At 42.1% G+C, this 26,109-nt stretch carries 26 protein-coding genes; 19 read left to right on the top strand and 7 right to left on the bottom strand.

Annotation, left to right across the window (positions count from 1 at the left end; translation table 11 throughout):
* The first annotated feature begins 44 nt into the window (after positions 1–44).
* The 10 genes from HMPREF2885_RS00590 to HMPREF2885_RS00635 all read left to right on the top strand — a co-directional run bounded on the left by HMPREF2885_RS00590 (position 45) and on the right by HMPREF2885_RS00635 (position 9,078).
* Positions 45–1,271: an MFS transporter gene (locus tag HMPREF2885_RS00590; RefSeq protein ID WP_000862370.1), complete on the top strand. Its 1,227-nt coding sequence runs from the start codon at positions 45–47 to the stop codon at positions 1,269–1,271.
* Between the two features lie 136 nt (positions 1,272–1,407).
* The gene (locus tag HMPREF2885_RS00595; RefSeq protein ID WP_000673206.1) at positions 1,408–2,034 is read left to right on the top strand and encodes a hypothetical protein; all 627 of its coding nucleotides are present in this window, start codon (positions 1,408–1,410) and stop codon (positions 2,032–2,034) included.
* 92 nt (positions 2,035–2,126) lie between these two features.
* Positions 2,127–2,735 carry a hypothetical protein gene (locus HMPREF2885_RS00600; protein ID WP_070656855.1) on the top strand — a complete coding sequence of 203 codons (609 nt, stop codon included), beginning with the start codon at positions 2,127–2,129 and terminating at the stop codon, positions 2,733–2,735.
* 137 nt (positions 2,736–2,872) lie between these two features.
* Entirely contained in the window at positions 2,873–3,568 is a 696-nt protein-coding gene (locus HMPREF2885_RS00605; RefSeq protein WP_000659754.1) for an AzlC family ABC transporter permease, read from the top strand.
* A complete protein-coding gene (locus tag HMPREF2885_RS00610; protein WP_070534645.1) occupies positions 3,558–3,881 on the top strand; it encodes an AzlD domain-containing protein in 324 nt (107 codons plus the stop codon). Before HMPREF2885_RS00605 ends, HMPREF2885_RS00610 begins: the two co-directional genes overlap by 11 nt.
* A gap of 103 nt (positions 3,882–3,984) precedes the next feature.
* Positions 3,985–4,827 (top strand): amino acid ABC transporter substrate-binding protein, encoded by an 843-nt coding sequence (locus HMPREF2885_RS00615; RefSeq protein WP_000724967.1) that lies wholly within the window; start codon positions 3,985–3,987, stop codon positions 4,825–4,827.
* A 154-nt stretch (positions 4,828–4,981) separates the two neighbouring features.
* Positions 4,982–5,836: a MetQ/NlpA family ABC transporter substrate-binding protein gene (locus HMPREF2885_RS00620; RefSeq protein ID WP_000694533.1), complete on the top strand. Its 855-nt coding sequence runs from the start codon at positions 4,982–4,984 to the stop codon at positions 5,834–5,836.
* 120 nt (positions 5,837–5,956) lie between these two features.
* A complete protein-coding gene (locus HMPREF2885_RS00625) occupies positions 5,957–7,330 on the top strand; it encodes a M20 family metallopeptidase (protein WP_070656856.1) in 1,374 nt (457 codons plus the stop codon).
* Entirely contained in the window at positions 7,323–8,384 is a 1,062-nt protein-coding gene (locus HMPREF2885_RS00630) for a methionine ABC transporter ATP-binding protein (RefSeq protein WP_049477567.1), read from the top strand. Before HMPREF2885_RS00625 ends, HMPREF2885_RS00630 begins: the two co-directional genes overlap by 8 nt.
* A gap of 1 nt (position 8,385) precedes the next feature.
* Positions 8,386–9,078: a methionine ABC transporter permease gene (locus tag HMPREF2885_RS00635; RefSeq protein WP_049550187.1), complete on the top strand. Its 693-nt coding sequence runs from the start codon at positions 8,386–8,388 to the stop codon at positions 9,076–9,078.
* Between the two features lie 28 nt (positions 9,079–9,106).
* Here HMPREF2885_RS00635 and HMPREF2885_RS00640 read toward each other — a convergent pair whose 3' ends face one another.
* Positions 9,107–9,676, bottom strand: a complete 570-nt coding sequence (locus HMPREF2885_RS00640) for an MptD family putative ECF transporter S component (protein ID WP_070656857.1) — start codon at positions 9,674–9,676, stop codon at positions 9,107–9,109.
* Between the two features lie 133 nt (positions 9,677–9,809).
* Here HMPREF2885_RS00640 and HMPREF2885_RS00645 point away from each other — a divergent pair, with 133 nt between their 5' ends.
* From HMPREF2885_RS00645 to nrdI, 5 genes are all read left to right on the top strand, one after another.
* A complete protein-coding gene (locus HMPREF2885_RS00645; protein WP_065371514.1) occupies positions 9,810–10,424 on the top strand; it encodes a YesL family protein in 615 nt (204 codons plus the stop codon).
* Positions 10,402–12,072 (top strand): sensor histidine kinase, encoded by a 1,671-nt coding sequence (locus HMPREF2885_RS00650; RefSeq protein ID WP_083307356.1) that lies wholly within the window; start codon positions 10,402–10,404, stop codon positions 12,070–12,072. The genes HMPREF2885_RS00645 and HMPREF2885_RS00650 overlap by 23 nt, the downstream gene beginning before the upstream one ends.
* Before the next feature lie 11 nt (positions 12,073–12,083).
* Positions 12,084–13,370, top strand: coding sequence for a response regulator transcription factor (locus tag HMPREF2885_RS00655; protein WP_000278905.1), 1,287 nt, complete (start codon positions 12,084–12,086; stop codon positions 13,368–13,370).
* A 58-nt stretch (positions 13,371–13,428) separates the two neighbouring features.
* Positions 13,429–13,962, top strand: coding sequence for an ABC transporter permease (locus HMPREF2885_RS00660; RefSeq protein ID WP_000740038.1), 534 nt, complete (start codon positions 13,429–13,431; stop codon positions 13,960–13,962).
* Between the two features lie 76 nt (positions 13,963–14,038).
* A complete protein-coding gene (gene nrdI / locus HMPREF2885_RS00665; RefSeq protein WP_000724244.1) occupies positions 14,039–14,509 on the top strand; it encodes a class Ib ribonucleoside-diphosphate reductase assembly flavoprotein NrdI in 471 nt (156 codons plus the stop codon).
* A gap of 80 nt (positions 14,510–14,589) precedes the next feature.
* Here the strand turns inward: nrdI and HMPREF2885_RS00670 are convergent, their stop codons facing one another.
* From HMPREF2885_RS00670 to argS, 3 genes are all read right to left on the bottom strand, one after another.
* Complete coding sequence (locus HMPREF2885_RS00670) at positions 14,590–15,852, bottom strand: NRAMP family divalent metal transporter (protein ID WP_070656858.1); 1,263 nt, start codon at positions 15,850–15,852, stop codon at positions 14,590–14,592.
* A 198-nt stretch (positions 15,853–16,050) separates the two neighbouring features.
* Entirely contained in the window at positions 16,051–16,296 is a 246-nt protein-coding gene (locus tag HMPREF2885_RS00675) for a hypothetical protein (protein ID WP_000084865.1), read from the bottom strand.
* A gap of 330 nt (positions 16,297–16,626) precedes the next feature.
* On the bottom strand, positions 16,627–18,318 hold the full coding sequence (gene argS, locus HMPREF2885_RS00680; RefSeq protein ID WP_070656859.1) for an arginine--tRNA ligase: 1,692 nt from the start codon (positions 18,316–18,318) through the stop codon (positions 16,627–16,629).
* Between the two features lie 154 nt (positions 18,319–18,472).
* Here argS and argR point away from each other — a divergent pair, with 154 nt between their 5' ends.
* Together argR and mutS are read left to right on the top strand one after the other, a co-directional pair.
* Positions 18,473–18,919, top strand: coding sequence for an arginine repressor (gene argR, locus HMPREF2885_RS00685; protein ID WP_049500062.1), 447 nt, complete (start codon positions 18,473–18,475; stop codon positions 18,917–18,919).
* A gap of 50 nt (positions 18,920–18,969) precedes the next feature.
* Positions 18,970–21,504, top strand: coding sequence for a DNA mismatch repair protein MutS (mutS, locus tag HMPREF2885_RS00690; RefSeq protein ID WP_070656860.1), 2,535 nt, complete (start codon positions 18,970–18,972; stop codon positions 21,502–21,504).
* Between the two features lie 41 nt (positions 21,505–21,545).
* Here the strand turns inward: mutS and HMPREF2885_RS00695 are convergent, their stop codons facing one another.
* Complete coding sequence (locus tag HMPREF2885_RS00695) at positions 21,546–22,004, bottom strand: DUF3021 domain-containing protein (protein WP_000743969.1); 459 nt, start codon at positions 22,002–22,004, stop codon at positions 21,546–21,548.
* Positions 22,001–22,441, bottom strand: a complete 441-nt coding sequence (locus tag HMPREF2885_RS00700; RefSeq protein WP_000861946.1) for a LytTR family DNA-binding domain-containing protein — start codon at positions 22,439–22,441, stop codon at positions 22,001–22,003. Before HMPREF2885_RS00700 ends, HMPREF2885_RS00695 begins: the two co-directional genes overlap by 4 nt.
* 313 nt (positions 22,442–22,754) lie before the next feature.
* Between HMPREF2885_RS00700 and mutL the strand changes: the two genes are divergently transcribed.
* Positions 22,755–24,704: a DNA mismatch repair endonuclease MutL gene (gene mutL / locus HMPREF2885_RS00705; RefSeq protein ID WP_000018210.1), complete on the top strand. Its 1,950-nt coding sequence runs from the start codon at positions 22,755–22,757 to the stop codon at positions 24,702–24,704.
* Positions 24,705–24,856: 152 nt separating this feature from the next.
* On the opposite strand, the gene HMPREF2885_RS00710 is transcribed toward mutL, so the two are convergent.
* Positions 24,857–25,354: a helix-turn-helix domain-containing protein gene (locus HMPREF2885_RS00710; RefSeq protein ID WP_025171525.1), complete on the bottom strand. Its 498-nt coding sequence runs from the start codon at positions 25,352–25,354 to the stop codon at positions 24,857–24,859.
* A 159-nt stretch (positions 25,355–25,513) separates the two neighbouring features.
* On the opposite strand from HMPREF2885_RS00710, the gene ruvA reads away from it, so the two are divergent.
* Entirely contained in the window at positions 25,514–26,107 is a 594-nt protein-coding gene (gene ruvA, locus HMPREF2885_RS00715; protein ID WP_033584805.1) for a Holliday junction branch migration protein RuvA, read from the top strand.
* Positions 26,108–26,109: the final 2 nt, after the last annotated feature.

Genomic DNA, 26,109 nt, shown 5'->3' on the forward strand with positions numbered 1-26,109 from the left:
ATCCTTGGGAAGAACTTCCCATTTGAATTCAAAAAGGAGTTGCGATGAAAGTATTTATTCAAAATAGAGATTTTAGGCAATTAACCATCAACCAGTGGATTTCGACGGTTGGGGATACGATTTTTTATCTTGCTTTTTTGAATTATGTAGCAGACGCTTCGTTTGCCCCCTTGGCAATTTTACTCATTACGATTTCAGAGACTGTTCCTCAAGTTCTGCAAATCTTTATGGGAGTTTTGGCTGACTTTCAACATCATCGTGTTCTAAAGTATACGCTTATTAGTTTTGTCAAATTTGTACTTTATTCTATAGTTGCACTTTCGCTTTCAGGGCAGTCCTTTTCCTTATGGCTTGTATTCTTTATTTGTTTGATGAACCTCTTGTCGGATACATTGAGTTACTTTTCAGGAGCCATGCTAACTCCTATTTTTATAAGAATCATTGGGAAAGAACATCTGACAGAAGCTATTGGCTTTAAACAATCAACAGTTAGTTTAGTTCGGACAATCAGTAATATTCTAGGAGGGGTTTTACTAGGAATTCTTTCCATTCAGTTCATTTCCTTGCTAAACGCTCTGACGTTTCTGATAGCATTTGTAGGTATTCTTCTCATAAAAAATGATCTTTTGAAAGTTGAAAAAACAATTAGCTATCAAGAAGGTCTTTCTATAAAATCGTTTTGCCAGCATTTGTTCCAATCATCGAAATTGATCTGGAATATGGATAGAGTGATCTTCATTTTGTTTATCGTCTCTATCAGCCAAGCTGTGATCAATGTCACTGTTCCTATTTCGACTCTTTTTTTAAGAAACCAACCGTTTTTGAATTTACAAACTGGTCAATCGCTCGCTTTGTTATCAACGCTAGAATTGTTAGCACTTATTGTTGGAAGTCTTGTAAGTGGCTATCTGAAAAATACGATTTCTATAAAAACAGCTCTATACGCTTCGGTCGTCATCCAGTTACTCCTTCTAGTAGGATTTGCCACAGTTCATTTTGGTTTGATTCTGCTTTTCAGCTCCTTGGATGCCTTCATCGCAGGGTTACTCTCTCCTAGATTGCAAGAACTCGTCTTTAAACAAATACCTGAGGAGTCAATGGGAGCGGTTCAATCCTCTATTGGTGCTATTACGGTTGTCTTACCAAGTCTATTCACAATCGTTTTCGTAACGATTGCTACAAGTTTTGGGACCTTAGCGGTCAGCTTTATTCTATTGCTATTACTCCTAACCGCATTTGTCATGCTCTTGAATATTCGTGAGAGCATTTAGTAGGGAACTTTGATTTAATTTCGATAAGACTGGCTTCCCAGTCTTTTTCTTATTATGGCGGTTTGTCACTTACCCTTCACAGCATCCGACTCTATCAAAGTTTGTCAATCATAGAGTTTTTTAGTATAGTAGAAATATGAAATTTACAAAAATAATCAGTGGTTTGCTTGCTCTTGGAGTGATAATCTTATTTATAAAATCTTACCAAAATTTTAAAAATTTGGAATTTCCTAGTACGCAGTTAGTCATGTTTAAATCGCTTTCGTTTTATATGTCTGTAGAATCTTTTGAAAATACATTTGTAGTAGCTGACAAAGTCGTGGAAGAGGAGGAAATGGCCTATCGTGATACTTGGCGTGCAGAAGACCCGTATTTCTATAAAACAGGTCGCCTTTTCTACTATTACGAAAATATGAGATGGGAAGGCTATACTATCCGCGCAGATTTTACGTTTTCAAAATGGCATACCTTGGAAGAAGCGAGGGCTTCTTTTCCTGTTGCTTCAAAAATGGAACAGAAAGAACTACTTGGCAAACTATCGCAGGCTATAAAAACAGAAATTGAATCTTTACCAGACTATCAGTCTATGACAGTTGAAATGGTAGGACTAGATCAAGATTCTTATCAATATAAAGTCAAATTACAAGGGCAAACGGAGGATCTCTGGGTCGAGGTTTATTCGACAGAACTTGGATATCATGAAAAGCCTGAAGATAAGGAGTATGGGGTTGGGATTAGTCAATATCGGAGGCATGCATCGTAATCCTTTCCTTCTATACCATAGAATAAAGAGTCAGTTAATTGTTGACTTTTTTATCTTGGACAAATGCCCGAGTTTTTTAGTATAGTAGAGATATGAGATTTAAAAAAATAATGAGTACGGCACTTGCCATAGTGGTATTGTTGCTTTCTTTAATGGTTTTTCGAATGTTTCAAAAGACGCAATTGGTCATGTTTGAATCCGTTTCTTTTAATATGCCCCTCGAATCTTTTGAAAAAGCGTTTGGAAAACCTCATGAAATAGTAGAAGAGACAGAAACAGGCTATCACAATCCTTGGCGTGCAAAAGATCCTTATCTCTATAAAACAGGTCGCCTTTTCTATCACTATGAGCAGATTACTTTGAAAGGCTATACTGGTCGAGCAACCTTTACATTTTCAAAATCGCATCACTTGGAAACAGTAGCGGCTTATTTTCCCGTTACCTCAAAAGCTGAGCAGCAAGCATTGCTCAATAACTTATCCCAGACTATAAAAAAAGAAATTGAAGCTCTTCCAGATTACCAGTCCAGGACAACTGATACAGTAGGCCTCTATGATGACGGTTATCGCTACAAGGTCAAGTTAAAAGGACAACAGTGGGAACTCTGGATCGATGTCTATCCAACAGAAAATAAATATGCTACAGACACAGAAACCGATAAGTATACTATCCGAGTGGATCAATTTCTCATGTATCCATGATGCTTCCTCTTCAGCACTTTTTGCTGGCAATAGGTTTCGAATCCGAAACTTTTTTCTCTTCTTTGAATATGTTATAATAGTCCGTGCTGTGGCTGTGATGACGAACAGTCGCAATTGGAGAGAATATGAGGAGAAGGATGAAAGAAAAAGGATTTTGGGAAGGTGTACAGGCAGCCATGCCGACTGCCCTTGGCTATGTCAGCATTGGTCTGGCTTGTGGGATTATTGGCGCGCCCTATGTGACACCTGTTGAGATGGGCTTGATGAGCCTCTTTGTTTATGCTGGGAGTGCCCAGTTTGCCATGTTGGCATTGATTGCGGTTCAAGCGCCTGTTGCGGCCATTGCCATGACGGTCTTTTTGATCAACTTGCGACTCTTTTTGCTGAGCTTACATGCGTCGACCTATTTCCGTCATACTAGTCTCTGGCAAAACATCGGTATGTCTAGCCTCTTGACTGATGAGACCTATGGAGTTTTGATGGGCGAATTAGCCCATACAGACAAAGTCCATCCTATGTGGATGCACGGGAACAATCTCAATAGTTATGTAGCCTGGTTTATTGGGACAGTGGCGGGGACAGCTTTAGGTGGCCTTCTTCCAAATCCTGAAGTCTTTGGCTTAGACTTTGCCCTTGTTGGGATGTTTATCGGGATTTTTACTTCGCAATTTCAGATTATGCAAAGACGGGTTCCTGTACGGAATCTGCTGCGGATCCTAGCCGTTGTTGCGGTGTCTTTCTTTTTGCTCTTGACAGTAGTGTCTCAGTCGCTAGCTGTTTTGTTTGCGACCTTGCTAGGTTGTACCATGGGGGTGGTCTTAGATGGTCAGTAAGTATATTTTAATGGCAATCCTCTTTTCTGGATTGGTGACTTGGATTCCCCGTATGATTCCCTTCATCTTGGTTAAGTACAAGGGCTTGCCAGCTATCGTTGAGCGGTTTTTGAAGTTCTTGCCTGTTTCCATTATCTTTGCCTTGATCCTTTCAAGCGTAGTGACTGGCAAGGTTGGGAGCCTTCCTCAGATCAAATGGCTGAACTTCTTGGCAGTTTTTCCAACGGCTTGGGTAGCCTTTCGCTACCGCAATCTAGTAGGTACGGTTCTTTTTGGGGTAGTCTTGATTGCAGTCTTGCGTCTGGTCTTTTAAATCAGCCATAAAAAAAAACTATCACAGAGATAGATATCATATAATGGCGTAAATTCCTTTTTTCTGTTAAGATAGTAAAGTATTCTATTTTGGAGGAAATGACATGAAAAAAATCGTCAAATATTCATCTCTTGCTGCTCTAGGACTTGTTGCCGCAGGTGTACTAGCAGCTTGTTCAGGTGGAGATAAGAAAGATACTGCAACTAGCGAAGCAGCATCTGGTAAGAAAGAAATTATCGTTGCAACCAATGCTTCACCAAAACCATTTAACTACGAAGAAAATGGTGAGTTGACTGGTTATGAGATTGAAGTAGTCCGTGCTATCTTTAAAGACTCTGACAAATACGATGTCAAGTTTGAAAAGACAGAGTGGTCAGGTGTCTTTGCAGGTCTTGATAGCGACCGTTATCAAATGGCTGTGAACAATATCAGCTATACCAAAGAACGTGCTGAAAAGTACCTTTATGCAGCTCCAACTGCTAAAAACCCTAACGTTCTCGTTGTGAAGAAAGACGACGACAGCATCAAGTCGCTTGATGATATCGGAGGCAAGTCTACTGAGGTTGTTCAAGGGACAACATCAGCTAAACAGCTAGAAGATTATAACAAACAACACGCAGATAATCCAACTGTTCTTAACTACACTAAAGCGGACTTCCAACAAATCATGTCTCGTTTGAGCGATGGTCAGTTTGACTACAAGATTTTTGATAAAATCGGTGTTGAAACAGTTATCAAGAACCAAGGTTTGGATAACTTGAAAGTCATTGAACTTCCAAGCGACCAACAACCTTACGTTTACCCACTTCTTGCTAAAGGTCAAGATGAGTTGAAATCATTTGTAGACAAACGTATCCAAGAACTCTACAAAGACGGAACTCTTGAAAAATTGTCTAAACAGTTCTTCGGGGACACTTACCTCCCAGCAGAAGCTGATATCAAATAGTCGTATGAAATCATCCAGTCTGAGAAAGGCGGATGATTTCTCAATTTTTAGGTATATAGTTTCAAACTATATGTCTGCCTATCTAATAACAATTTGCTAATTCAAATAAAGTATGAGATACTATTACGGTATTATTTTTAAAGGAGAAAGAATCATGAAAATTAAAAAATGGCTCGGTGTAGCGGCGCTTGCTACAGTCGCAGGTTTGACTCTTGCAGCTTGCGGAAATTCAGAAAAGAAAGCAGACAACGAAACAGTTGTCAAAATTGCAACAGTTAACCGTAGCGGTTCTGAAGAAGCGCGTTGGGATAAAATCCAAGAATTGGTTGAAAAAGATGGAATTAAATTGGAATTCACAGAGTTCACAGACTATTCACAACCAAACAAGGCAACTGCTGATGGCGAAGTAGACTTGAATGCTTTCCAACACTACAACTTCTTGAATAACTGGAACAAAGAAAACGGGAAAGACCTTGTAGCGATTGCAGATACCTACATCTCACCAATCCGCCTTTACTCAGGTAAAAATGGGGAAGAAAACAAGTATACCAAAGTGGAAGAAATCCCAGATAACGGTGAAATCGCCGTACCAAACGATGCAACAAACGAAAGCCGTGCGCTTTACTTGCTTCAATCAGCTGGTTTGATCAAATTGGATGTTTCTGGAACTGCACTTGCAACAGTTGCTAACATCACAGAAAATCCAAAGAACTTGAAGATTACTGAATTGGACGCTAGTCAAACAGCTCGTTCATTGTCATCAGTTGATGCTGCCGTTGTAAACAATACCTTCGTTACAGAAGCAAAATTGGACTACAAGAAAGCACTTTTCAAAGAACAAGCTGATGAAAACTCAAAACAATGGTACAACATCATTGTTGCGAAAAAAGATTGGGAATCATCACCTAAGGCTGATGCCATCAAGAAAATTATCGCAGCTTACCACACTGATGAAGTGAAAAAAGTTATCGAAGAAACATCAGACGGTTTGGACCAACCAGTTTGGTAATAAGACACAGGGAGGTGGGAGAGAGTTTCCACCTCTTACTTTTGTATAGAGAGTTGATTTTAAAGAGGCACTTGTGGTCGTTCTGAGGACGCAAGTACGTAGTAGAAAGAGAGAGAGAAAATGGTTTTTCCTAGCGAACAAGAGCAGATTGAAAAATTTGAGAAGGATCATGTGGCCCAACATTATTTTGAAGTCTTGCGCACCTTGATTTCCAAGAAATCAGTTTTTGCCCAGCAGGTTGGACTCAAGGAAGTCGCAAACTATCTGGGTGAGATTTTCAAGCGTGTAGGAGCTGAAGTCGAGATTGATGAGAGCTATACGGCTCCCTTTGTCATGGCGCATTTCAAGAGCTCGCGTCCGGATGCCAAGACCTTGATCTTCTATAATCACTATGACACCGTGCCAGCGGATGGCGACCAGGTGTGGACAGAGGATCCTTTTACCCTTTCTGTGCGAAATGGTTTTATGTATGGACGTGGGGTTGATGACGACAAAGGCCATATCACGGCTCGTTTGAGTGCTCTGAGAAAGTATATGCAGCATCATGATGACCTACCTGTCAATATCAGCTTTATCATGGAGGGAGCAGAGGAGTCTGCTTCCATGGATCTAGATAAGTATTTAGAGAAACACGCAGACAAACTTCGTGGAGCGGACTTGCTAGTCTGGGAACAAGGGACAAAGAACGCCTTGGAACAGCTGGAAATCTCTGGCGGAAACAAGGGAATTGTAACCTTTGATGCCAAGGTAAAAAGTGCTGATGTGGATATCCACTCGAGTTATGGTGGTGTCGTGGAATCAGCTCCATGGTATCTTATCCAGGCTCTAAGTAGCCTACGTGCAGCAGATGGACGTATCTTAGTAGAAGGCTTGTACGAGGATGTTCAAGAGCCAAATGAACGAGAACTAGCCTTGGTAGATGCCTACGCCCAACGCAATCCTGAGGAAATCAGTCGCATTTATGGCTTGGAATTGCCTCTCTTACAAGAGGAACGTGCAGCCTTTCTAAAACGGTTCTTTTTCGAGCCAGCCCTTAATATCGAAGGGATTCAGTCAGGTTATCAAGGGCAAGGAGTTAAAACGATTTTGCCAGCAGAAGCCAGTGCTAAGCTTGAGGTTCGTTTGGTTCCTGGTCTAGAACCGCATGATGTTCTGGAAAAAATTCGGAAACAGCTAGACAAAAATGGCTTTGATAAGGTAGAATTATACTATACCTTGGGAGAGATGAGTTATCGAAGCGATATGAGCGCGCCGGCCATTCTCAATGTGATCGAGTTGGCCAAGAAATTCTATCCACAGGGCGTCTCAGTCTTGCCGACCACAGCGGGGACAGGACCGATGCATACGGTCTTTGATGCCCTAGAGGTACCAATGGTGGCCTTCGGTCTAGGAAATGCCAATAGCCGAGACCATGGTGGAAATGAAAACGTGCGAATCGCCGATTACTACACCCATATTGAATTAGTAGAGGAGCTGATTAGAAGCTATGAGTAGAGATATTATCAAGTTAGATCAGATTGATGTGACTTTTCACCAAAAGAAGAGAACCATCACAGCGGTCAAGGATGTGACCATTCACATCCAAGAAGGGGATATCTACGGAATCGTTGGATATTCTGGAGCAGGGAAATCCACTCTTGTACGGGTGATTAACCTCTTGCAAAAGCCATCTGCTGGGAAAATTACCATTGATGACGATGTGATTTTTGATGGTAAGGTCACTCTGACGGCAGAGCAGTTGCGTCGGAAACGTCAAGACATTGGGATGATTTTCCAGCATTTCAACCTGATGAGCCAAAAGACAGCAGAGGAAAATGTAGCCTTTGCCCTCAAACACTCTGGACTCAGCAAGGAAGAAAAGAAAGCTAAAGTAGCTAAGTTGTTGGACTTGGTTGGCTTGGCGGATCGTGCTGAAAACTACCCTTCACAACTATCTGGAGGGCAAAAACAGCGTGTGGCCATTGCGCGTGCCTTGGCCAATGATCCAAAAATCTTGATTTCAGACGAGTCAACGTCTGCCCTTGACCCTAAGACAACTAAGCAGATTTTGGCTTTGTTGCAAGATTTGAACCAAAAATTAGGATTGACCGTTGTCTTGATTACGCATGAAATGCAGATTGTCAAAGACATTGCCAACCGTGTGGCGGTCATGCAGGATGGCCGTTTGATTGAAGAAGGAAGTGTTCTTGAAATCTTCTCAGACCCTAAACAACCTTTGACCCAAGACTTCATCTCTACTGCAACAGGTATTGACGAAGCCATGGTTAAGATTGAGAAGCAAGAAATCGTAGAACATTTATCTGAGAACAGTATCTTAGTGCAGCTCAAGTATGCAGGGGCTTCGACAGACGAACCACTTTTGAATGAATTGTACAAACATTACCAAGTAACGGCCAATATCCTCTATGGAAATATCGAAATTCTCGATGGTACTCCCGTTGGAGAATTGGTGGTGGTCTTGTCAGGTGAAAAAGTATCGCTAGCAGGTGCTCAAGATGCCATCCGTCAGGCTGGTGTCCAACTAAAAGTATTGAAGGGAGGACAGTAAAATGACAGAGTTGATTCAAACTTACTTACCAAATGTCTACAAGATGGGCTGGTCAGGCCAGGCTGGCTGGGGAACAGCTATCTACCTAACTCTTTATATGACAGTTCTTTCCTTCATCATCGGAGGGTTCTTGGGGTTGGTAGCAGGTCTTTTCCTCGTCTTGACAGCGCCAGGCGGTGTCTTGGAAAATAAGGTTATCTTCTGGATTTTAGACAAGATCACCTCTATTTTCCGTGCGGTTCCTTTCATCATCCTCTTGGCAATCATGTCGCCACTCTCTCACTTGATTGTGAAGACGAGCATTGGGCCAAATGCAGCCCTTGTCCCCCTTTCTTTTGCGGTCTTTGCCTTCTTTGCCCGTCAGGTGCAGGTGGTCTTGGCTGAGTTGGATGGTGGTGTCATTGAGGCGGCTCAAGCGAGCGGAGCGACCTTCTGGGACATCGTGGGTGTTTACCTATCAGAAGGTCTTCCAGATTTGATTCGTGTGACGACTGTGACCTTGATTTCCCTTGTTGGGGAAACAGCTATGGCGGGAGCAGTTGGTGCTGGTGGTATCGGTAACGTAGCCATCGCTTATGGATTTAACCGTTACAATCACGATGTGACCATCTTGGCGACTATCATTATCATTTTGATTATCTTTACAATCCAGTTCTTGGGAGATTTCTTGACCAAGAAATTGAGTCATAAATAAAAAGAGCCCAAGGGCTCTTTTTTAGTGATTAGATTTTGTGTGTAAACTTTTTACTAATGGCTTGCCCAACCACAGCACCAATCAAGGCACAAAGGAGAATGCTTGAAACAAAGAGAAGGATTTTGTCCAGCTCTGGAGCGACCATGATACGGTCAATGTATTCCTGAGATTTTCCACGAGCGAGGAGAGCTGCCTCGTAGGATGCTGGATTGATCCACATGAGGAAGATAGGGCCACTTGTGCTAAAAGCAAAGACGAGGAAGGAGAGAGTGTTTTTGATTCGATCTCTGTAGTTGCCGAGACGAGCGATAGCATCTGCTGCAAGACCACAGGCGAGTCCTGGGAGAAAGGCACCAGCGCCATGCTTGCTAGCTAGGAAAAAAAGTGCCATAAAAAGTCCTAGAGTGGTAATGGCACCAAAACGAGGAACTTTTACCAGAAGAAACATGTAGACGCTACCCCCAACAAGGGCTGAAAAAGCCGGAGCATAGAACATATTGCCCGTTGAGTCAACCAAGTGACCAAGTACTACTCCAATCGCTAGACAGAGGAAATAAAGGACGACAGCTAAGAGGGTGGTTAAGATATTTTTCTTCATGAGTTTCTCCTTGATATAAACTAACAAAATCAATTGTATCACGCTTTTTGAGGATTGTAAATGGGAGTTCTATATTTTTGAAAACGTTTGAAATATGATATAATAGTTACATCGTTAGTTTAAGGAGAGTAGCATGGGAAAATTTCTAGAATTCGTCTTTAATCGTATCTTTTTGGGAATGATGGCGACGGCTTATTTCTGGCTATTAACACTAGCAGGAGGAGTGGTCTTTGGTTTGGCACCAGCTAGTGCAACTCTTATGAGTTTGTATGCGGAGCATGGGTATACCTATCGAGCATACCATTTGAAGGAAGCTTGGGAATTGTATAAGAGTAATTTTGTCAAGAGCAACCTGGCTTTCTATAGTTTTGTGTTTGTGGATCTTGTCCTAGTTTATGGTTTGTATCTTCTAGTTCAATTGCCCCATCAGACAATTCTCCACCTCTTGGCGACCTTTCTCAATGTCCTTGTAGTTGCTCTTGTCTTTCTAGCCTATACTGTTTCCTTGAAACTTCAGGTGTACTTTGATTTATCCTACCAAAATACCTTGAAACTGTCCCTTATAGGGATTTTTATGAGCTTACCTGCGATTGCCAAGGTTTTACTCGGGTCCGCTCTCCTTGTAGGAGTTGGTTATTATATGCCTGCCTTGCTCTTTTTTGTAGGAATTGGAATGTGGCATTTCTTTATCAGTGATATGTTGGAACCTATTTATGAAAGTATCCATGAAAAATTGGCGACAAAATAGAATGAAGCAGTTCTGGCTTCACTCTCTTTTACGGATTTATAGTTTGGTTATGATCGTGGTCATTGCCAGTTTTGCGATTATATTATCGTATGCTGACTGGGACTCGCGTGAGAAGGAGGCCCAACGGGTTGCAGAACGTGTGACCACTCGGACAGTGAGTGAAGTGGAATACTATCACAGAGAGTCAACCCAACTTGCTCAGTCTTTGGTTGAAAATCAGGCCCGCATCGAAGGGATTTACAAGTATTTCAGTCTCAGCACACCAGACTATTTCTATTGGCAATTAGAGCGTAAAACTTCGCCTTATATATCGGTTTCCCTGTATGAAAATATTGATGACCTCTATGTTCGGAATGATTTTGTGACTGGAGTGGCTATTGTTCTTCAGGACTACAAGGAAGTGTATGTTTCGACTAGAGAAAAACGCAGTGGAGAGAAAATTCCTGCAGAGGATTTTAAGCCAACAGCCAATAGTTTTGCCATTCCTGTTTCCGATCCTGTGTCTGACAAGGATTTAGGAGTGATCTATATCTCCCTATCCCCGGATGTTTTACATGGCGCTATTGACAATACTCGGGGTCATATCCCAATGGCTGTAACAGTAACTTCGCCTTTTGAGACCGAGATGTTCCATATTGGGGAGAAGGTCTCAGCCGAGCGAGAAAACTGGTTTGTGGGTGTCACCTCTCATGGTTATCAGGTTCGAGTCGCTGTTCCTAAAAATTTTGTTCTTACAGGAACTTTGACGAGTTCAGCTGTCATTATTGGGCTAAGTATTCTCTTTATCATTATTTTGTACGTGACCCTTAGACAGACTTTTTCAAATTACCAAAAGCAGGTCGTAGACCTAGTTGATTCGATCGAGGTGATTGCTCAAGGAGAAGAAGGCCTTCGAATCGATACCTCTGAAAAAGACCAAGAGTTGCTTCTCATTGCAGAAACAACCAATGATATGTTGGATCGCCTGGAAAAAAATATCCATGATATCTATCAGCTAGAGCTCAGTCAAAAAGATGCCAATATGCGAGCCCTGCAGGCTCAAATCAATCCTCACTTTATGTACAATACTCTGGAGTTTTTACGGATGTATGCCGTCATGCAAAGTCAGGATGAACTGGCAGATATTATCTATGAATTTAGTAGCTTGTTACGCAACAATATCTCTGACGAGCGGGAAACGACCTTGAAGCAGGAGTTGGAATTTTGCCGAAAATATAGCTATCTCTGCATGGTGCGTTATCCTAAATCCATTGCCTATGGTTTCAAGATTGCACCAGAATTGGAAGAAATGAGGATTCCAAAATTTACACTCCAACCATTGGTAGAAAACTACTTTGCCCATGGTGTTGACCATCGCAGAACGGATAATGTCATCAGTATCAAAGCCTTGAAGGGCCAAGGCTTCGTTGAAATCCTAGTGGAAGACAATGGTCGAGGAATGCCCGCTGAGAAACTAGCTAGCTTGCAAGAAAAATTAGCTCAACGAAGTTTTGAACACGAGGCAAGCTATAGTGGGGAGCGGCAATCAATTGGAATAGTAAATGTACACGAACGCTTTGTTCTCTACTTTGGGGATCGCTACCAAATCAGTGTAGAGTCAGCTGAGCAAGAAGGTGTTCGTTACCATATCACTATCCAGGATGAATAGAAAGGGTAGAAATGTATAAAGTTTTATTAGTAGACGATGAGTACATGGTGACAGAGGGGCTCAAGCGATTAATCCCCTTTGAAAAATGGGATATGCAAGTCGTCGCAACAGCTAATCACGCAGATGATGCTTTGGACTATATTAAGAAAAATCCAGTAGATGTGGTCATTTCCGATGTCAACATGCCAGATAAGACCGGACTTGAGATGATTAGGGAAATGAAAGAGCTACTTCCAGATACCTATTATATCTTGCTGTCTGGTTATCAGGAGTTTGAGTACGTTAAAAAAGCCATGAACCTTAGTGTCGTGGATTATCTGGTCAAGCCAGTAGACAAGGTGGAGTTGGGCAATTTATTAGAAAAAATTGCGCAGCAGCTTCAGGAAAAGGTGGAACAAAGTCAGACCCTCAGTCAAGAATTGGATGAGACAGGATTTACGAACTACCTGTCAGGTAAAGACAGCTGGTGGATTGGTCTATCCAAGGAAAAGCAGGGTTCTTTTACCATTCCTTACTATGTTTTGGGGCAAGACTGGCAGATTTTCATCTCTGATCAACCGCTCGATGGCATCGTCGTGACACCATTTGAAGCACCCTACCAGCAGTCCTTTGAGAATTGGAAGATCAACGCTGAAAAAGCCCTCTTCTACGGTTCAGTTAATCTAGAAAAATCCGAGAGTTTGTTTGCCTATTACGAGCCGATTTATCGGGTGATTATCCAAGGGAATATCAATCAAATCATCGAAGAATTAACCTTGCTAGAGAAGGTCGTCTTGGAGAATACCCCGCGCGTGGCTATCACGAAGCAGCTCTTTACCCAGTTTGTCATGGATGTCTTTCATTTGTTTGAACACCTAAAAGCAGATGATATGACCGAGATTGTCAAAGCTATCCATGCCATTAACACCTTTGAAGAATTGGTTGCCTATATCAAAGAAACCTTGACCAAGTTCTTTGGCCAGTATCGCATGAATGAAAATGTGGTGAGCGTTCTGGAGGTGATTGGGCGTGATTATCAGAAAGAGCTCTCACTTAAGGATATTAGCAAGGATCTCTTTATCAATCCTGTCTATCTCGGTCAGCTGATCAAGAGGGAAACCAACTCAACCTTTGCGGAATTGCTCAATAAACAGAGAATTAAGGCAGCGCAGCAACTCTTACTGTCGACCAGTGATAGCATCGAAGATATTTGCTATGCAGTTGGCTATAGTAATGTTGGATATTTCTATAAGGTTTTCCGTAAATTGTGCGGAAAATCACCGAAAGCTTATCGGAAACAAGTTGAAACTAGCTTGTAAAAGTTGTATTCCTGTACAAAAAATGCTATAATGTTCAAAATATCTTTTGGAGGAAAACATGAAAAAGAATCCTATTTATCTTTGGGTTTTGTTAGTCTTATCAGCCCTCATTTCATCTATGTCATTATTTGGAATCTTGAGTCCATTGCCAAGTAAAGATGTGCTTCGTGCTAGCCTGGCGAATAGCGGGACGCTTACTGCTCAGCAATTAGAAGACACAGTCAACTATACTTACCAAGTAACAGCGTCATCGCACTCTATTTTTAATACGTTGTTGATTGTTTTATCTGCAATTTTAGTTGTAGTAGCCTTTGTATTTCTAGTACGTAAAAATGTGCAATTCGCAAACTATGCTTATATTGGCTATGTTCTACTAGCGATTGTTGGTTTGGTTTATAGCTATATGAATGTTCAAGATGCGGTTCAATTAATCAAAGATTCTACCCTCGGCCTAGGAATGGGAGCATTTGCACAAGGAACGAATATTTTGTTCATCATTATCAATGTTCTCTTTTTAGCCTTAGTCTTTTACAAGATGTGGCGCCAACAAAAAGATTTGGCCGAAGAAGTCGAAGCAGAAGAAGTTGCCTAAGTATTGACAAAAAAGGACTATCAAGTTACAATCTTGTTAGTTCTTTTTAAATCGTAAACAAAAAATCGAGGTCAACATGAAAAAAATATCCCTAGTGTATATCAGTCTGAGTGGGAATACAGAGAGTTTTGTAACCCGACTCAAGGACTATCTCTTGTCTCAGTATGAGGGAATTGAGGTCCAAAAAATCCATATCAAGGATTTGGTCAAGGAAGGCCAAGAATTCTTTGAAATGGAACATCCCTATGTCGCTTTCTTGCCGACCTATCTGGAAGGTGGAAATGGTGTCGATAACGGCGATGTTGAGATTCTAACGACTCCAGTGGGCGACTTTATCGCTTATGGAGACAATGCTAGTAAGTGTTTTGGGGTAGTGGGATCTGGTAATCGCAATTTTAACAATCAATACTGCCTAACAGCCAAGCAGTACAGCCAGCGTTTTGGTTTCCCCGTTCTAGCAGATTTTGAAATGAGAGGCATGCTGGGAGATATTAAAAAAGTCGCAGCAATCATTGCAGACTTGTATGAGTTAGAGACAGAAAAATAAAGTAGTACTGAGGGGCAGTTGAGATTTTCAACTGCTTTTGAGTATGCAAAAAGCACCCTGTCAGGGTGCCATTTTATAAACTATCCTGCTTTTCCGATGGCAAGTGCATAGATAAAGAAAATAGCGAAGCCAAAGAGGAAAATCAATCCTGCGATAGCGAGGAGTTTTAGCCAAGAAGGAAGATTTTTATTCTCACGTGTCACCAATACATAGTTCAAAAGAGCGAAGAATGGTGTTGTCAGGAAAGAACCGATCATGGCAAAGCGAAGCATGGTGGAAACTTGACCAGCAAAGAATTTAATAATTACGATACCAATGATAGCGGTAATGGTCATCCAGATGTTCAAAGATTTGCGAGAATCCTCTTTTTGACGAATCAAGAGTCGCAGCGATTCCTGATTGACACGAGAGTAGCCATCGATAACGGTGATGACCGTTCCAAAGATACAGAGAAAGGCGATAAAGGTGATCAAATAACGGGACCATTCTCCAAGAACAGAGGCATACATACCCACAAATTGAGAAATGTACTTGGCTGAAGCTGCTTCAACTGCTTGTCCTGTAGGATACTGAATCAGTGCTCCGAGTGCTACAAAGAATACAGCCAGGATAGCAGTTCCAATGTAACCAACGTTAAAGTCGAAAAGAGCGTCCTCTGTATTAAAGTTGACAGTCTTTTTCTTTTCAGCAGACCAGAGTGAGTTGATGGCTGAAATTTCAATAGGGGCAGGCATCCATCCTAGGAGGGAAACGATAAAAGGGAGGGCTGCCATTTGCCAAGGTGTCTTCTCGACAAAATCAGAGCTGTATTCTGGATGTTTAATTGCTGCAATGATAACTGCAAGAACAGTTGCAATGGTCAAAGCAGACATGATCCATTTTGCCATACCATCTAATAGTTTGTAGCCACCAAAGAGTAGCATGGCCCAAATGACTGCAACAAGGATAAGGGACCACTGAGTGATGCTAAGACCAATCATTGGAAAAGCGCTAGCGATGATGGCTGAGCAAAGGATAGCGACTCCAGCTGTATTGACCATAGCAGAGAAGACATTGAGGACAAAGAAAATCCAGAGATAGATTTTTCCTTTTTCAGCATAGCCTTCTACCAAGGTTTTACCAGTGTCGGCAGTATATTCGGCACCAAAACGGAAAAATGGATATTTAAAAACATTGGCCAAGATAACCAAGAGGAGTAGTGACCAACCATAAGAACCACCAGCTTGAGTAGAGGATACAATGTGAGAACCTCCAACGGCAGCAGAAGCCATTAGGATTCCTGGCCCCATTGCCTTTAGTTTGCTTGCCCAGGTTGACTGGTTTGATAACGTAACTTGTGACATAATAAACACTCCTGTTTTTGAATTTTCAGAATAATCTGAATAGATAGCTACTATTCTACAAAAATCTTAAAGGAAATGCAAGACCATTTTGAAAAAATATAGAAAATTACAGAAAACTTTACATGCATTAATGAAATTTCTCCAAGGAGAATATGGTTAAGACTAAAAAATCCGAGAAGAAAGCTTCTCGGATTTTGATTATTTCAATTGATCTGTGACGTCTTTTGAGAGCAACATTCCCAGATGGTAAGTTTTATTGATATGTGCAATGACATCATTGATATTTTCAGTCGTGTGAATTTTCTCTTTGATGTCAGACCTAAATGTCTCGTCCTTCAAGAGTTGCTCTTGGTAGAGTCTTTGAAGTCTCTCCTTCTCGTACTTATTGAGCAGAAAAAGGAAAACCAAGCTAAGTACAACGAGGATATAAGCATATTGGCTCATAAGGAATCTCCCAGTGTGATAAAGAAATAGTAAAAGTGAATAAATTATTTCATTGAACAGCTACAAGGCCGAACAAAATATAAATGTTATCTTGCCTCAATCTTTCAGATTACTTTCAAGTAATTTAAAAGATTAGAACCTAAACTAAATTGATGTTATTTGGTTTGGGAAGTTAGCGAAACACCTAGCAAAGTCACGATAGTTACGACGTCATGGGCTCTAAATCGATTATATTTAGGGGCCATGACTAGTGAAGCGCCTAAGCCAAAGTCCGAATAGGATTTGGCGTTAGTTACTTAGATTGCTCCGCAATCAAGTAACTTTGGCGATTTACATCTTCTCCGGCGCTTCTACTCCGAGCAAACGAAGAGCTTCTTTGAGGACGACTGCGGTTGCGTAGCTGAGGGCCAGACGACTGTCGCGCTCAGGACTTTCATCTAGGATACGTGTATGTGCATAGTACTTGTTGAAAGCTTGAGCCAAACTAATCGCAAATTTCGCAATGATAGAAGGTTCAAAATTATCTGCTGCACGATTGATAATACGTGGGAAGTCTTGGAGTAGCTTAATGATTTCCCAGCTTTCAGCATCATTCAGGCTGTAGTTGCTAGCTGTACCTGGTTTGAAATCGGCTTTGCGCAAGATAGATTGGATACGAGCGTAGGCGTATTGAACGTAAGGTCCAGTTTCTCCTTCAAAGGATACCATAGCTTCAAGGTCGAAGTCATATCCATTTGTACGGTCGGTCTTAAGATCATAGAACTTGATAGCCCCAACTCCAACAGCGTGGGCAACCTGGTCTTTATCTTCTAACTCAGGATTTTTCGCTTCGATTTGGGCCTTGGCACGACTAACAGCCTCTGCAATAGTAGGCTCTAGCAAGATGACATTTCCCTTACGAGTAGAGAGTTTTTTCCCTTCTTTTGTTACCAATCCAAACGGAACATGGACAATGTCTTGGCTCCAATCATAGCCCATCTCTTGTAGTACTGCCTTGAGTTGTTTGAAGTGGGCAGATTGCTCTTGACCAACAACATAGATGGATTTGGCAAATTGGTATTCATTTTTACGGTAAAGGGCTGCAGCCAAGTCACGTGTGATATAGAGAGTTGCACCATCAGATTTTTTGATAAGGGCTGGATGTTTAATTCCATATTTCTCAAGATTGACAACTTGGGCTCCCTCTGACTCCACAAGAAGTCCTTTTTCAGCGAGGATGTCTACAACAGCATCCATCTTATCATTGTAGAAGGCTTCTCCGTTGTAGCTGTCAAATTCGACTTGCAATTCATTGTAAAGGCGGTTGAATTCCACTAAACTTTCATCACGGAACCATTGCCAGAGAGCGAGGGCTTCCTCGTCACCATTCTCCAGTTTACGGAACCATTCGCGTGCTTCTTCATCCAAGCTAGGGTCTTTTTCAGCTTCAGCATTGATGCGAACGTAGAGTTTAAGAAGTTCATCGATTGGATGCGCTTTAACCGCTTCCTCATTTCCCCATTTCTTGTAGGCAACGATCAGCATTCCAAACTGTTTGCCCCAGTCTCCTAGGTGGTTGACCTTGACCGTTTGATAGCCGATTTTTTGGAAAATATGTGACAAGCTATCTCCGATAACTGTTGAACGCAAGTGCCCAATAGAGAATGGTTTTGCGATGTTGGGACTAGACATATCAATAACGACATTTTCTTGCTTGCCAATGGTTTGGTCAGCATAGTGCTCTTTCTCAGTAATAACATCCTGTAATACTTGAGCCGAAATAGCAGATTTATCAAGGAAAAAGTTGACGTAAGGTCCAGTAGCAACAACCTTTTCAAAGGCTTGACTATTGATTTTTTCAGCAATATCTGTTGCAATCATTTGAGGAGCTTTACGCTCGACCTTTGCTAGAGAAAAGGCAGGGAAGGCGATGTCTCCCATTTCTGAGTTTTTAGGTGTTTCCAGTAAATTTAAAATAGCCTCTTGGTCCAGACTATCAATGACGCTAGCCAACTCGCTAGCAATCAATTCTTTTGTATTCATAAGGGCTCCTTTTGGGCTTTTTTACTATTTTAACACAATTTACTACATTTTTTGAGAAAGAAAAGAATTTTTTTGAATTATCTATTTTTTTTGGTATAATATAGTTATAAAATAAATGTAAAATTTGTTATAAATATTCGCTTAAGAGGATAATATGAGAAAAAGAGAACGGCATCAGTTGATTAAAAAGATGATCGCTGAAGAAAAACTTGGGACACAAAAAGAGATTCAAGATCGTTTAGAAGCTCGTAATGTTTATGTGACACAAACGACTTTGTCGCGTGATTTGCGTGAAATCGGCTTGACCAAGGTTAAGAAAAATGATATGGTGTATTATGTACTAGCAAATGAGACAGATAAGATTGATTTAGTTGAGTTTTTGTCTCATCATTTAGAAGGTGTTGCAAGAGCAGAGTTCACCTTGGTACTGCATACCAAACTTGGGGAAGCTGCAGTCTTAGCAAACATTGTAGATGCAAACAAGGATGAATGGATTTTAGGAACGGTTGCTGGTGCTAATACCTTATTGGTTATTTGTCGAGACCAGCACGTTGCCAAGCTGATGGAAGATCGTTTGCTAGATTTGATGAAAGATAAATAAGGTCTTGGGAGTTGCTCTCAAGACTTATTTTTAGCAAGGAGAGACGAAAAATGGCAACAGAAAAGCTATCACCCGGCATGCAACAGTATGTGGATATTAAGAAACAATACCCAGATGCTTTTTTGCTTTTTCGAATGGGTGATTTTTACGAGTTGTTCTATGAAGATGCAATTAATGCAGCACAAATTTTAGAAATTTCCTTAACGAGTCGGAATAAAAATGCAGAAAATCCGATACCAATGGCGGGCGTCCCCTATCATTCTGCCCAGCAGTACATCGATGTTCTGATTGAGCAGGGCTATAAAGTTGCCATTGCAGAACAGATGGAAGATCCCAAACAAGCAGTGGGGGTTGTCAAGCGAGAGGTGGTCCAGGTCATCACACCTGGAACGGTCGTTGATAGCAGTAAGTCGGATAGTCAGAATAATTTCTTGGTTTCCTTAGATCGTGATGGCAATCAGTTTGGTCTGGCTTATATGGATTTGGTGACGGGTGATTTCTATGTGACAGGTCTACTAGATTTCACGTTGGTTTGTGGGGAAATTCGCAATCTCAAGGCTCGTGAAGTGGTGCTGGGTTATGACTTGCCTGAGGAAGAAGAACAAATTCTAAGTCGTCAGATGAATCTGGTGATTTCCTATGAGAAAGAAGGTTTTGAGGACATCCATTTATTGGGTTCACGACTGGCAGCTGTGGAGCAAGCGGCAGCTAGTAAGCTACTCCAGTATGTTCACCGAACCCAGATGCGGGAATTGAACCACCTCAAACCAGTTATCCGCTATGAAATCAAAGATTTCTTGCAGATGGATTATGCGACCAAGGCTAGTTTGGATTTGCTTGAGAATGCCCGTTCAGGTAAGAAGCAAGGCAGTCTTTTCTGGCTTTTAGATGAAACCAAAACGGCTATGGGTATGCGGCTCTTGCGGTCTTGGATCCATCGTCCTTTGATTGATAAGGAGCGAATCGTCCAACGTCAAGAGGTGGTGCAGGTCTTTCTTGACCACTTCTTTGAGCGCAGTGATTTGACAGACAGTCTCAAGGGTGTTTATGATATCGAACGTTTGGCTAGTCGGGTTTCCTTTGGCAAGACCAATCCCAAGGATCTCTTGCAATTGGCGACCACCTTATCTAGTGTGCCGCGGATTCGTGCGATTTTAGAAGGGGTGGAGCAACCTGCCCTGGCCTATCTTATCGAACAGTTAGATGCCATCCCTGAGTTGGAGAGCTTGATTAGTGCTGCCATTGCTCCTGAAGCTCCTCACGTGATTACGGAAGGTGGCATTATCCGGACTGGATTTGATGAGACCTTGGATAAATACCGTCGTGTGCTCAGAGAAGGTACTAGTTGGATTGCTGAGATTGAGGCTAAGGAGAGAGAAAACTCTGGCATCAGCACGCTCAAGATTGACTACAATAAAAAAGATGGCTACTATTTCCATGTGACTAATTCGCAACTGGGAAATGTACCAGCACACTTTTTCCGCAAGGCAACGCTGAAAAACTCGGAACGCTTTGGAACTGAGGAATTGGCTCGTATCGAGGGAGATATGCTGGAGGCGCGTGAGAAGTCAGCCAACCTAGAGTACGAAATCTTTATGCGCATCCGTGAGGAAGTCAGCAAGTATATCCAGCGCTTGCAGGCTCTAGCCCAAGGAATTGCAACGGTTGATGTCTTGCAAAGTCTGGCGGTTGTGGCTGAAACCCAGCATTTGATCCGACCTGAGTTTGGGGATGATTCACAAATCGATATCCAAAAGGGACGCCATGCTGTCGTCGAAAAGGTCATGGGAGCTCAGACCTACATTCCAAACAGTATCCAGATGGCAGAAGATACGAGTATTCAGCTAATTACAGGGCCCAACATGAGTGGGAAGTCTACCTACATGCGCCAACTAGCTATGACGGCGATTATGGCCCAGCTAGGCTCGTATGTGCCGGCAGAAAGCGCCCATTTGCCTATCTTCGATGCTATCTTTACCCGTATTGGAGCAGCAGATGACTTGGTTTCAGGTCAATCAACCTTTATGGTGGAGATGATGGAGGCCAACAATGCCATTTCGCATGCGACCAAGAACTCTCTCATTCTCTTCGATGAATTGGGACGGGGAACGGCAACTTATGACGGGATGGCTCTTGCCCAGTCCATCATCGAATACATCCATGAGCATATCGGAGCCAAAACCCTCTTTGCTACCCACTACCATGAGTTGACCAGTCTGGAGTCCAGCTTAAAAAACTTGGTCAATGTCCATGTGGCGACCTTGGAGCAGGATGGGCAGGTTACCTTCCTTCATAAGATCGAACCAGGACCAGCTGACAAATCCTACGGTATCCACGTTGCTAAGATTGCTGGCTTACCAGCAGAACTTTTATCAAGAGCGGATAAGATATTGACTCAACTGGAGAATCAAGGGACGGAAAGTCCTGCTCCAATGAGAGAAACAAGTGCTGTTACTGAACAGATGTCACTCTTTGATACCCCTGCAGAGCATCCTATCCTAGCAGAATTAGCTAAACTGGATGTTTACAATATGACACCGATGCAGGCTATGAATGTCTTGGTTGAGCTCAAACAAAAGTTATAAAAAAATCCCACTCACATTTTTGTGAGTGGGATTTTTCTCTATTACTTTTTATGGACCAAAAGTTGATTGATGTGGTCTACTTTTTTAGCTTCTCTTTTATAGAGAATAGCCCAGATGATGAGGTAGACAATCGCAAACTCTGGAATGAGCTGGAGATAGAAGGTCCAGTGGAAGGGGAACCAACCAGCCAGAGTTGCTAGTGGAACAAAGCCAGCCAGCATGAGGAAGAAATGGGAAAGTGTGGCACGGAGCAAGCTCCAGTCACGGCTGAATAAACGACCACCAAAGCTAAAGAGAACACCGATAGCTGACCAGATGACCATACAGTAGAGCAAGACTAGAGCACCGTGAACCTGATGTTGAGCCATCGCTTGGCCGATAAGAGACTCGGGACTTAGTGGGGCATAGGTATTTGGTGCATAAATGAGTGAAAAGAGGATAGAGAGGATGAGGCCGATAAGTACACCAGCGGCTGCATCGTGAAAGATTTGTTTTTTCATAGTTCTAATTTCTCCTTGATGGTTTTTAGGTAACGGCGTGAAGAGTAGGTGAAACTTTCGTTTTTGAGAAAGATTTCGACTAGGCCGTTGGGGGTTAGTTTGAGATGAGAGATAGCGTCAATATTAACGATTTCAGATTGGGAAATTTGGATAAAAGTGGTCGGCAGCATTTCAAGAACCTGATAGAGTCGCAAATCAATGGTATAGGCCTGAGATGCAGTTTCTGCTAGAACCTTGCGATTCTCGATATAGAAGCGTTGAATCTTACTAACCTTAATTAGATAGACCTGATCTTCAATCTTTCCTTTGATTGTTTCTTTTTGGTCAAGATTTTCAGCGAACTCGATGACTTTCTGGACTTTTTCGGTCGGCTGAGGAGTTTGGACAATCAGCTTTTCTTCCTCGTAAGTCTCCTTAATCTGTAGTTCTACTTTCATAAATTCCCCTCCTTTTCAGTTATACAAGGTTAATCTCACTTCTTGTACACCTTTATTAATACTCTTCAAAAATCAAATTCTAACCACGTCAGCGTCGTCTTGCCGTACTAAAGTACTGTCTGCGCCTAGCTTTCTAGTTTGCTCTTTGATTTTTATTGAGTATACCATTATTTTACGACCCATGGCAAGAGCTTTTGTCTATGTGGAGAGATTTGGAGTCTATGTGGTATTTGCTTTTTCTGGTAACATCTGAAATATGGTATAATAGCACTAATCAATTTCTAGGAAAATAGATACAGAAAGGGGCTGAAAGATGTCTCATATTATTGAATTGCCAGAGGTACTGGCAAACCAGATTGCGGCAGGAGAAGTGATTGAACGTCCTGCCAGTGTAGTCAAAGAGCTGGTAGAAAATGCCATTGACGCGGGTTCTAGCCAGATTATCATTGAGATCGAGGAAGCTGGTCTTAAGAAGATTCAAATCACAGATAATGGCCATGGAATTGCCCACGATGAGGTGGAATTGGCTCTCCGTCGTCATGCGACCAGTAAGATAAGAAATCAGGCAGACCTCTTTCGGATTCGGACGCTTGGTTTTCGTGGTGAAGCCCTGCCTTCGATCGCTTCTGTCAGTGTCTTGACTCTGTTGACGGCGGTGGATGGTGCGAGTCATGGGACCAAGCTCGTTGCGCGTGGGGGTGAAGTTGAGGAAGTCATCCCAGCGACTAGTCCTGTGGGAACCAAAGTTTGTGTGGAGGACCTCTTTTTCAATACACCAGCTCGTCTCAAGTATATGAAGAGTCAGCAGGCAGAGTTATCCCATATCATTGATATTGTCAACCGTCTAGGGTTAGCCCATCCTGAGATTTCTTTTAGCTTGATTAGTGATGGCAAGGAAATGACACGAACAGCTGGAACTGGTCAACTGCGACAAGCCATCGCAGGGATTTATGGTTTGGCGAGTGCCAAGAAGATGATTGAAATTGAGAACTCTGACTTAGATTTTGAAATTACAGGTTTTGTGTCTTTACCTGAATTAACCCGAGCCAACCGTAACTATATCAGCCTCTTCATCAATGGCCGTTATATCAAGAACTTCTTGCTCAACCGTGCTATTTTGGATGGTTACGGAAGCAAGCTTATGGTAGGGCGTTTTCCACTGGCTGTCATTCACATCCATATTGACCCCTATCTAGCTGATGTCAATGTGCATCCAACCAAACAAGAAGTGCGGATTTCTAAGGAAAGAGAACTGATGGCGCTGCTTTCAGAAGCTATTTCAAATAGTCTCAAGGAACAAGCCTTGATTCCTGATGCTTTAGAAAATCTTGCCAAGTCGACCGTGCGCAATCGTCAAAAGGTAGAGCAAACTATTCTCCCACTCAAAGAAAATACGCTTTACTATGAAAAAACAGAACTCTCAAAACCTAGTCAAGCTGAGGTGGCTGACCACCAGGTTGAATTAACTGAGGAGGGTAGGGACCTACCCCTGTTTGCTAAAGAAACTTTAGACCAATTGACTAAGCCTGCAAAACTGCATTTTGCAGAGAGAAAGCCTGCTAACTATGACCAATTAGACCATCCGGAGTTAGACTTAGCCAGTCTTGATAAGGCTTATGACAAGCTGGAGAGAGAAGAATCATCCAGCTTCCCAGAGTTGGAGTTTTTCGGACAGATGCACGGGACCTATCTCTTTGCCCAGGGGCGAGATGGACTCTACATCATAGACCAGCACGCGGCTCAGGAACGAGTCAAGTACGAGGAATACCGTGAAAGCATCGGCAATGTTGACCAGAGTCAGCAACAACTCCTAGTGCCCTACATCTTTGAATTCCCAGTGGATGATGCCCTTCGTCTCAGGGAAAGAATGCCTCTTTTAGAGGAAGCGGGCGTCTTTCTAGCAGAGTACGGAGAAAATCAATTCATCCTGCGTGAACATCCTATTTGGATGGCAGAAGAAGAGATTGAGTCAGGTATCTATGAAATGTGCGACATGCTGCTCTTGACCAAGGAAGTTTCGATCAAGAAATACCGAGCAGAGCTAGCCATCATGATGTCCTGCAAGCGGTCTATCAAGGCCAACCATCGTATCGATGACCACTCAGCCAGACAGCTCCTTTATCAGCTTTCTCAATGTGACAACCCCTATAACTGTCCGCATGGACGTCCTGTTTTGGTGCATTTCACCAAGTCGGATATGGAAAAGATGTTCCGACGCATTCAGGAAAATCACACTAGTCTTCGTGAGTTGGGGAAATATTAAGAACACAAAAAGCCATTGTTCCTTTTGAACAAGGCTTTTTAGTTTTTCTAAGATGGGAACTTTGATTGGGTATGGGCAACTTGACACGAGGTTTACACTTGCTTGACAAGACCAGTCCTATAAAAAGTGTTGTGAAAACTGAACTAGGTGATTCAAGGTTTTGTAGAGTCGTCTTTGTCGGAAGGATTCTCAGGACCAATCACCTTATCAAGATAACGTTGTTTGGTTTTGAGAGCCTTGTTGATAGCAACTGCAGACGCAATCAAGAGAACGAAGGTTAGCCAGATCCAAGCAGTGAATTCAGCTGGAAAACTAGAACCAGCCAAAAAGAGATAGATAGCCAGAGCCAAGACGAAAATATAAATCACTTGCCAGAGACCATAGGATTTAGCCTCTTTATAGTATTTGTCCTTGCCTTCTTCCAAGATCACTTGTGAGGCCCCTTTTTCAGAGTTTTCATCCAGTAGTAGATAGTCAGTTGTCACTTGAAAAATCCTGCTTAATTCAATGATTTTTTCGATTTCTGGAAGGACTTGACCAGACTCCCATTTTGAGATGCTTTGCCGAGAAACATTGATTTGTTCTGCTAGCTTTTCCTGGGACCAACCTTTTTCCTTTCTGAGTTCAAATAGTTTTTCTGCGAGTTTCATCATTCTATCCTCCTTTTTCTACCTCTATCCTAACAATTTTTACTTATAATGAGAATACAATCTCCTGTACTATTTGTCAACCAGAGGTTGCACCTTTTGTTGCAGTTTGTCTTAAGGAAATATGGTATACTAGATAGGCAAAATAATGGAGAAAAAACTATGTACGAATATTTAAAAGGAATCATTACCAAAATTACTGCCAAATACATTGTTCTTGAAACCAACGGTATCGGTTATATCCTGCATGTAGCCAATCCCTATGCTTACTCGGGACAGGTCAATCAAGAATCTCAAATTTATGTGCATCAGGTTGTGCGTGAGGACGCCCATCTACTTTATGGATTTCGCTCAGAAGATGAGAAAAAGCTCTTTCTCAGTCTGATTTCGGTATCTGGGATTGGGCCTGTGTCAGCTCTTGCTATTATCGCTGCTGATGACAATGTTGGCTTGGTTCAAGCCATCGAAAGCAAGAACATCACCTACTTGACCAAGTTTCCTAAAATTGGCAAGAAAACAGCCCAGCAGATGGTGCTGGACTTGGAAGGCAAGGTAGTTGTGGCTAGTGATGACCTTCCTGCTAAGGTGGCAGTGCAAGCAAGCATTGAAAACCAAGAACTGGAAGAAGCCATGGAAGCCATGTTGGCACTGGGCTACAAGGCGACCGAGCTTAAGAAAATCAAGAAATTCTTTGAAGGGACGACGGATACAGCAGAGAACTATATCAAGTCGGCCCTTAAAATGTTGGTGAAATAGGA

Source organism: Streptococcus sp. HMSC062H02 (assembly GCF_001813005.1).
GTDB lineage: Bacteria > Bacillota > Bacilli > Lactobacillales > Streptococcaceae > Streptococcus > Streptococcus oralis_S.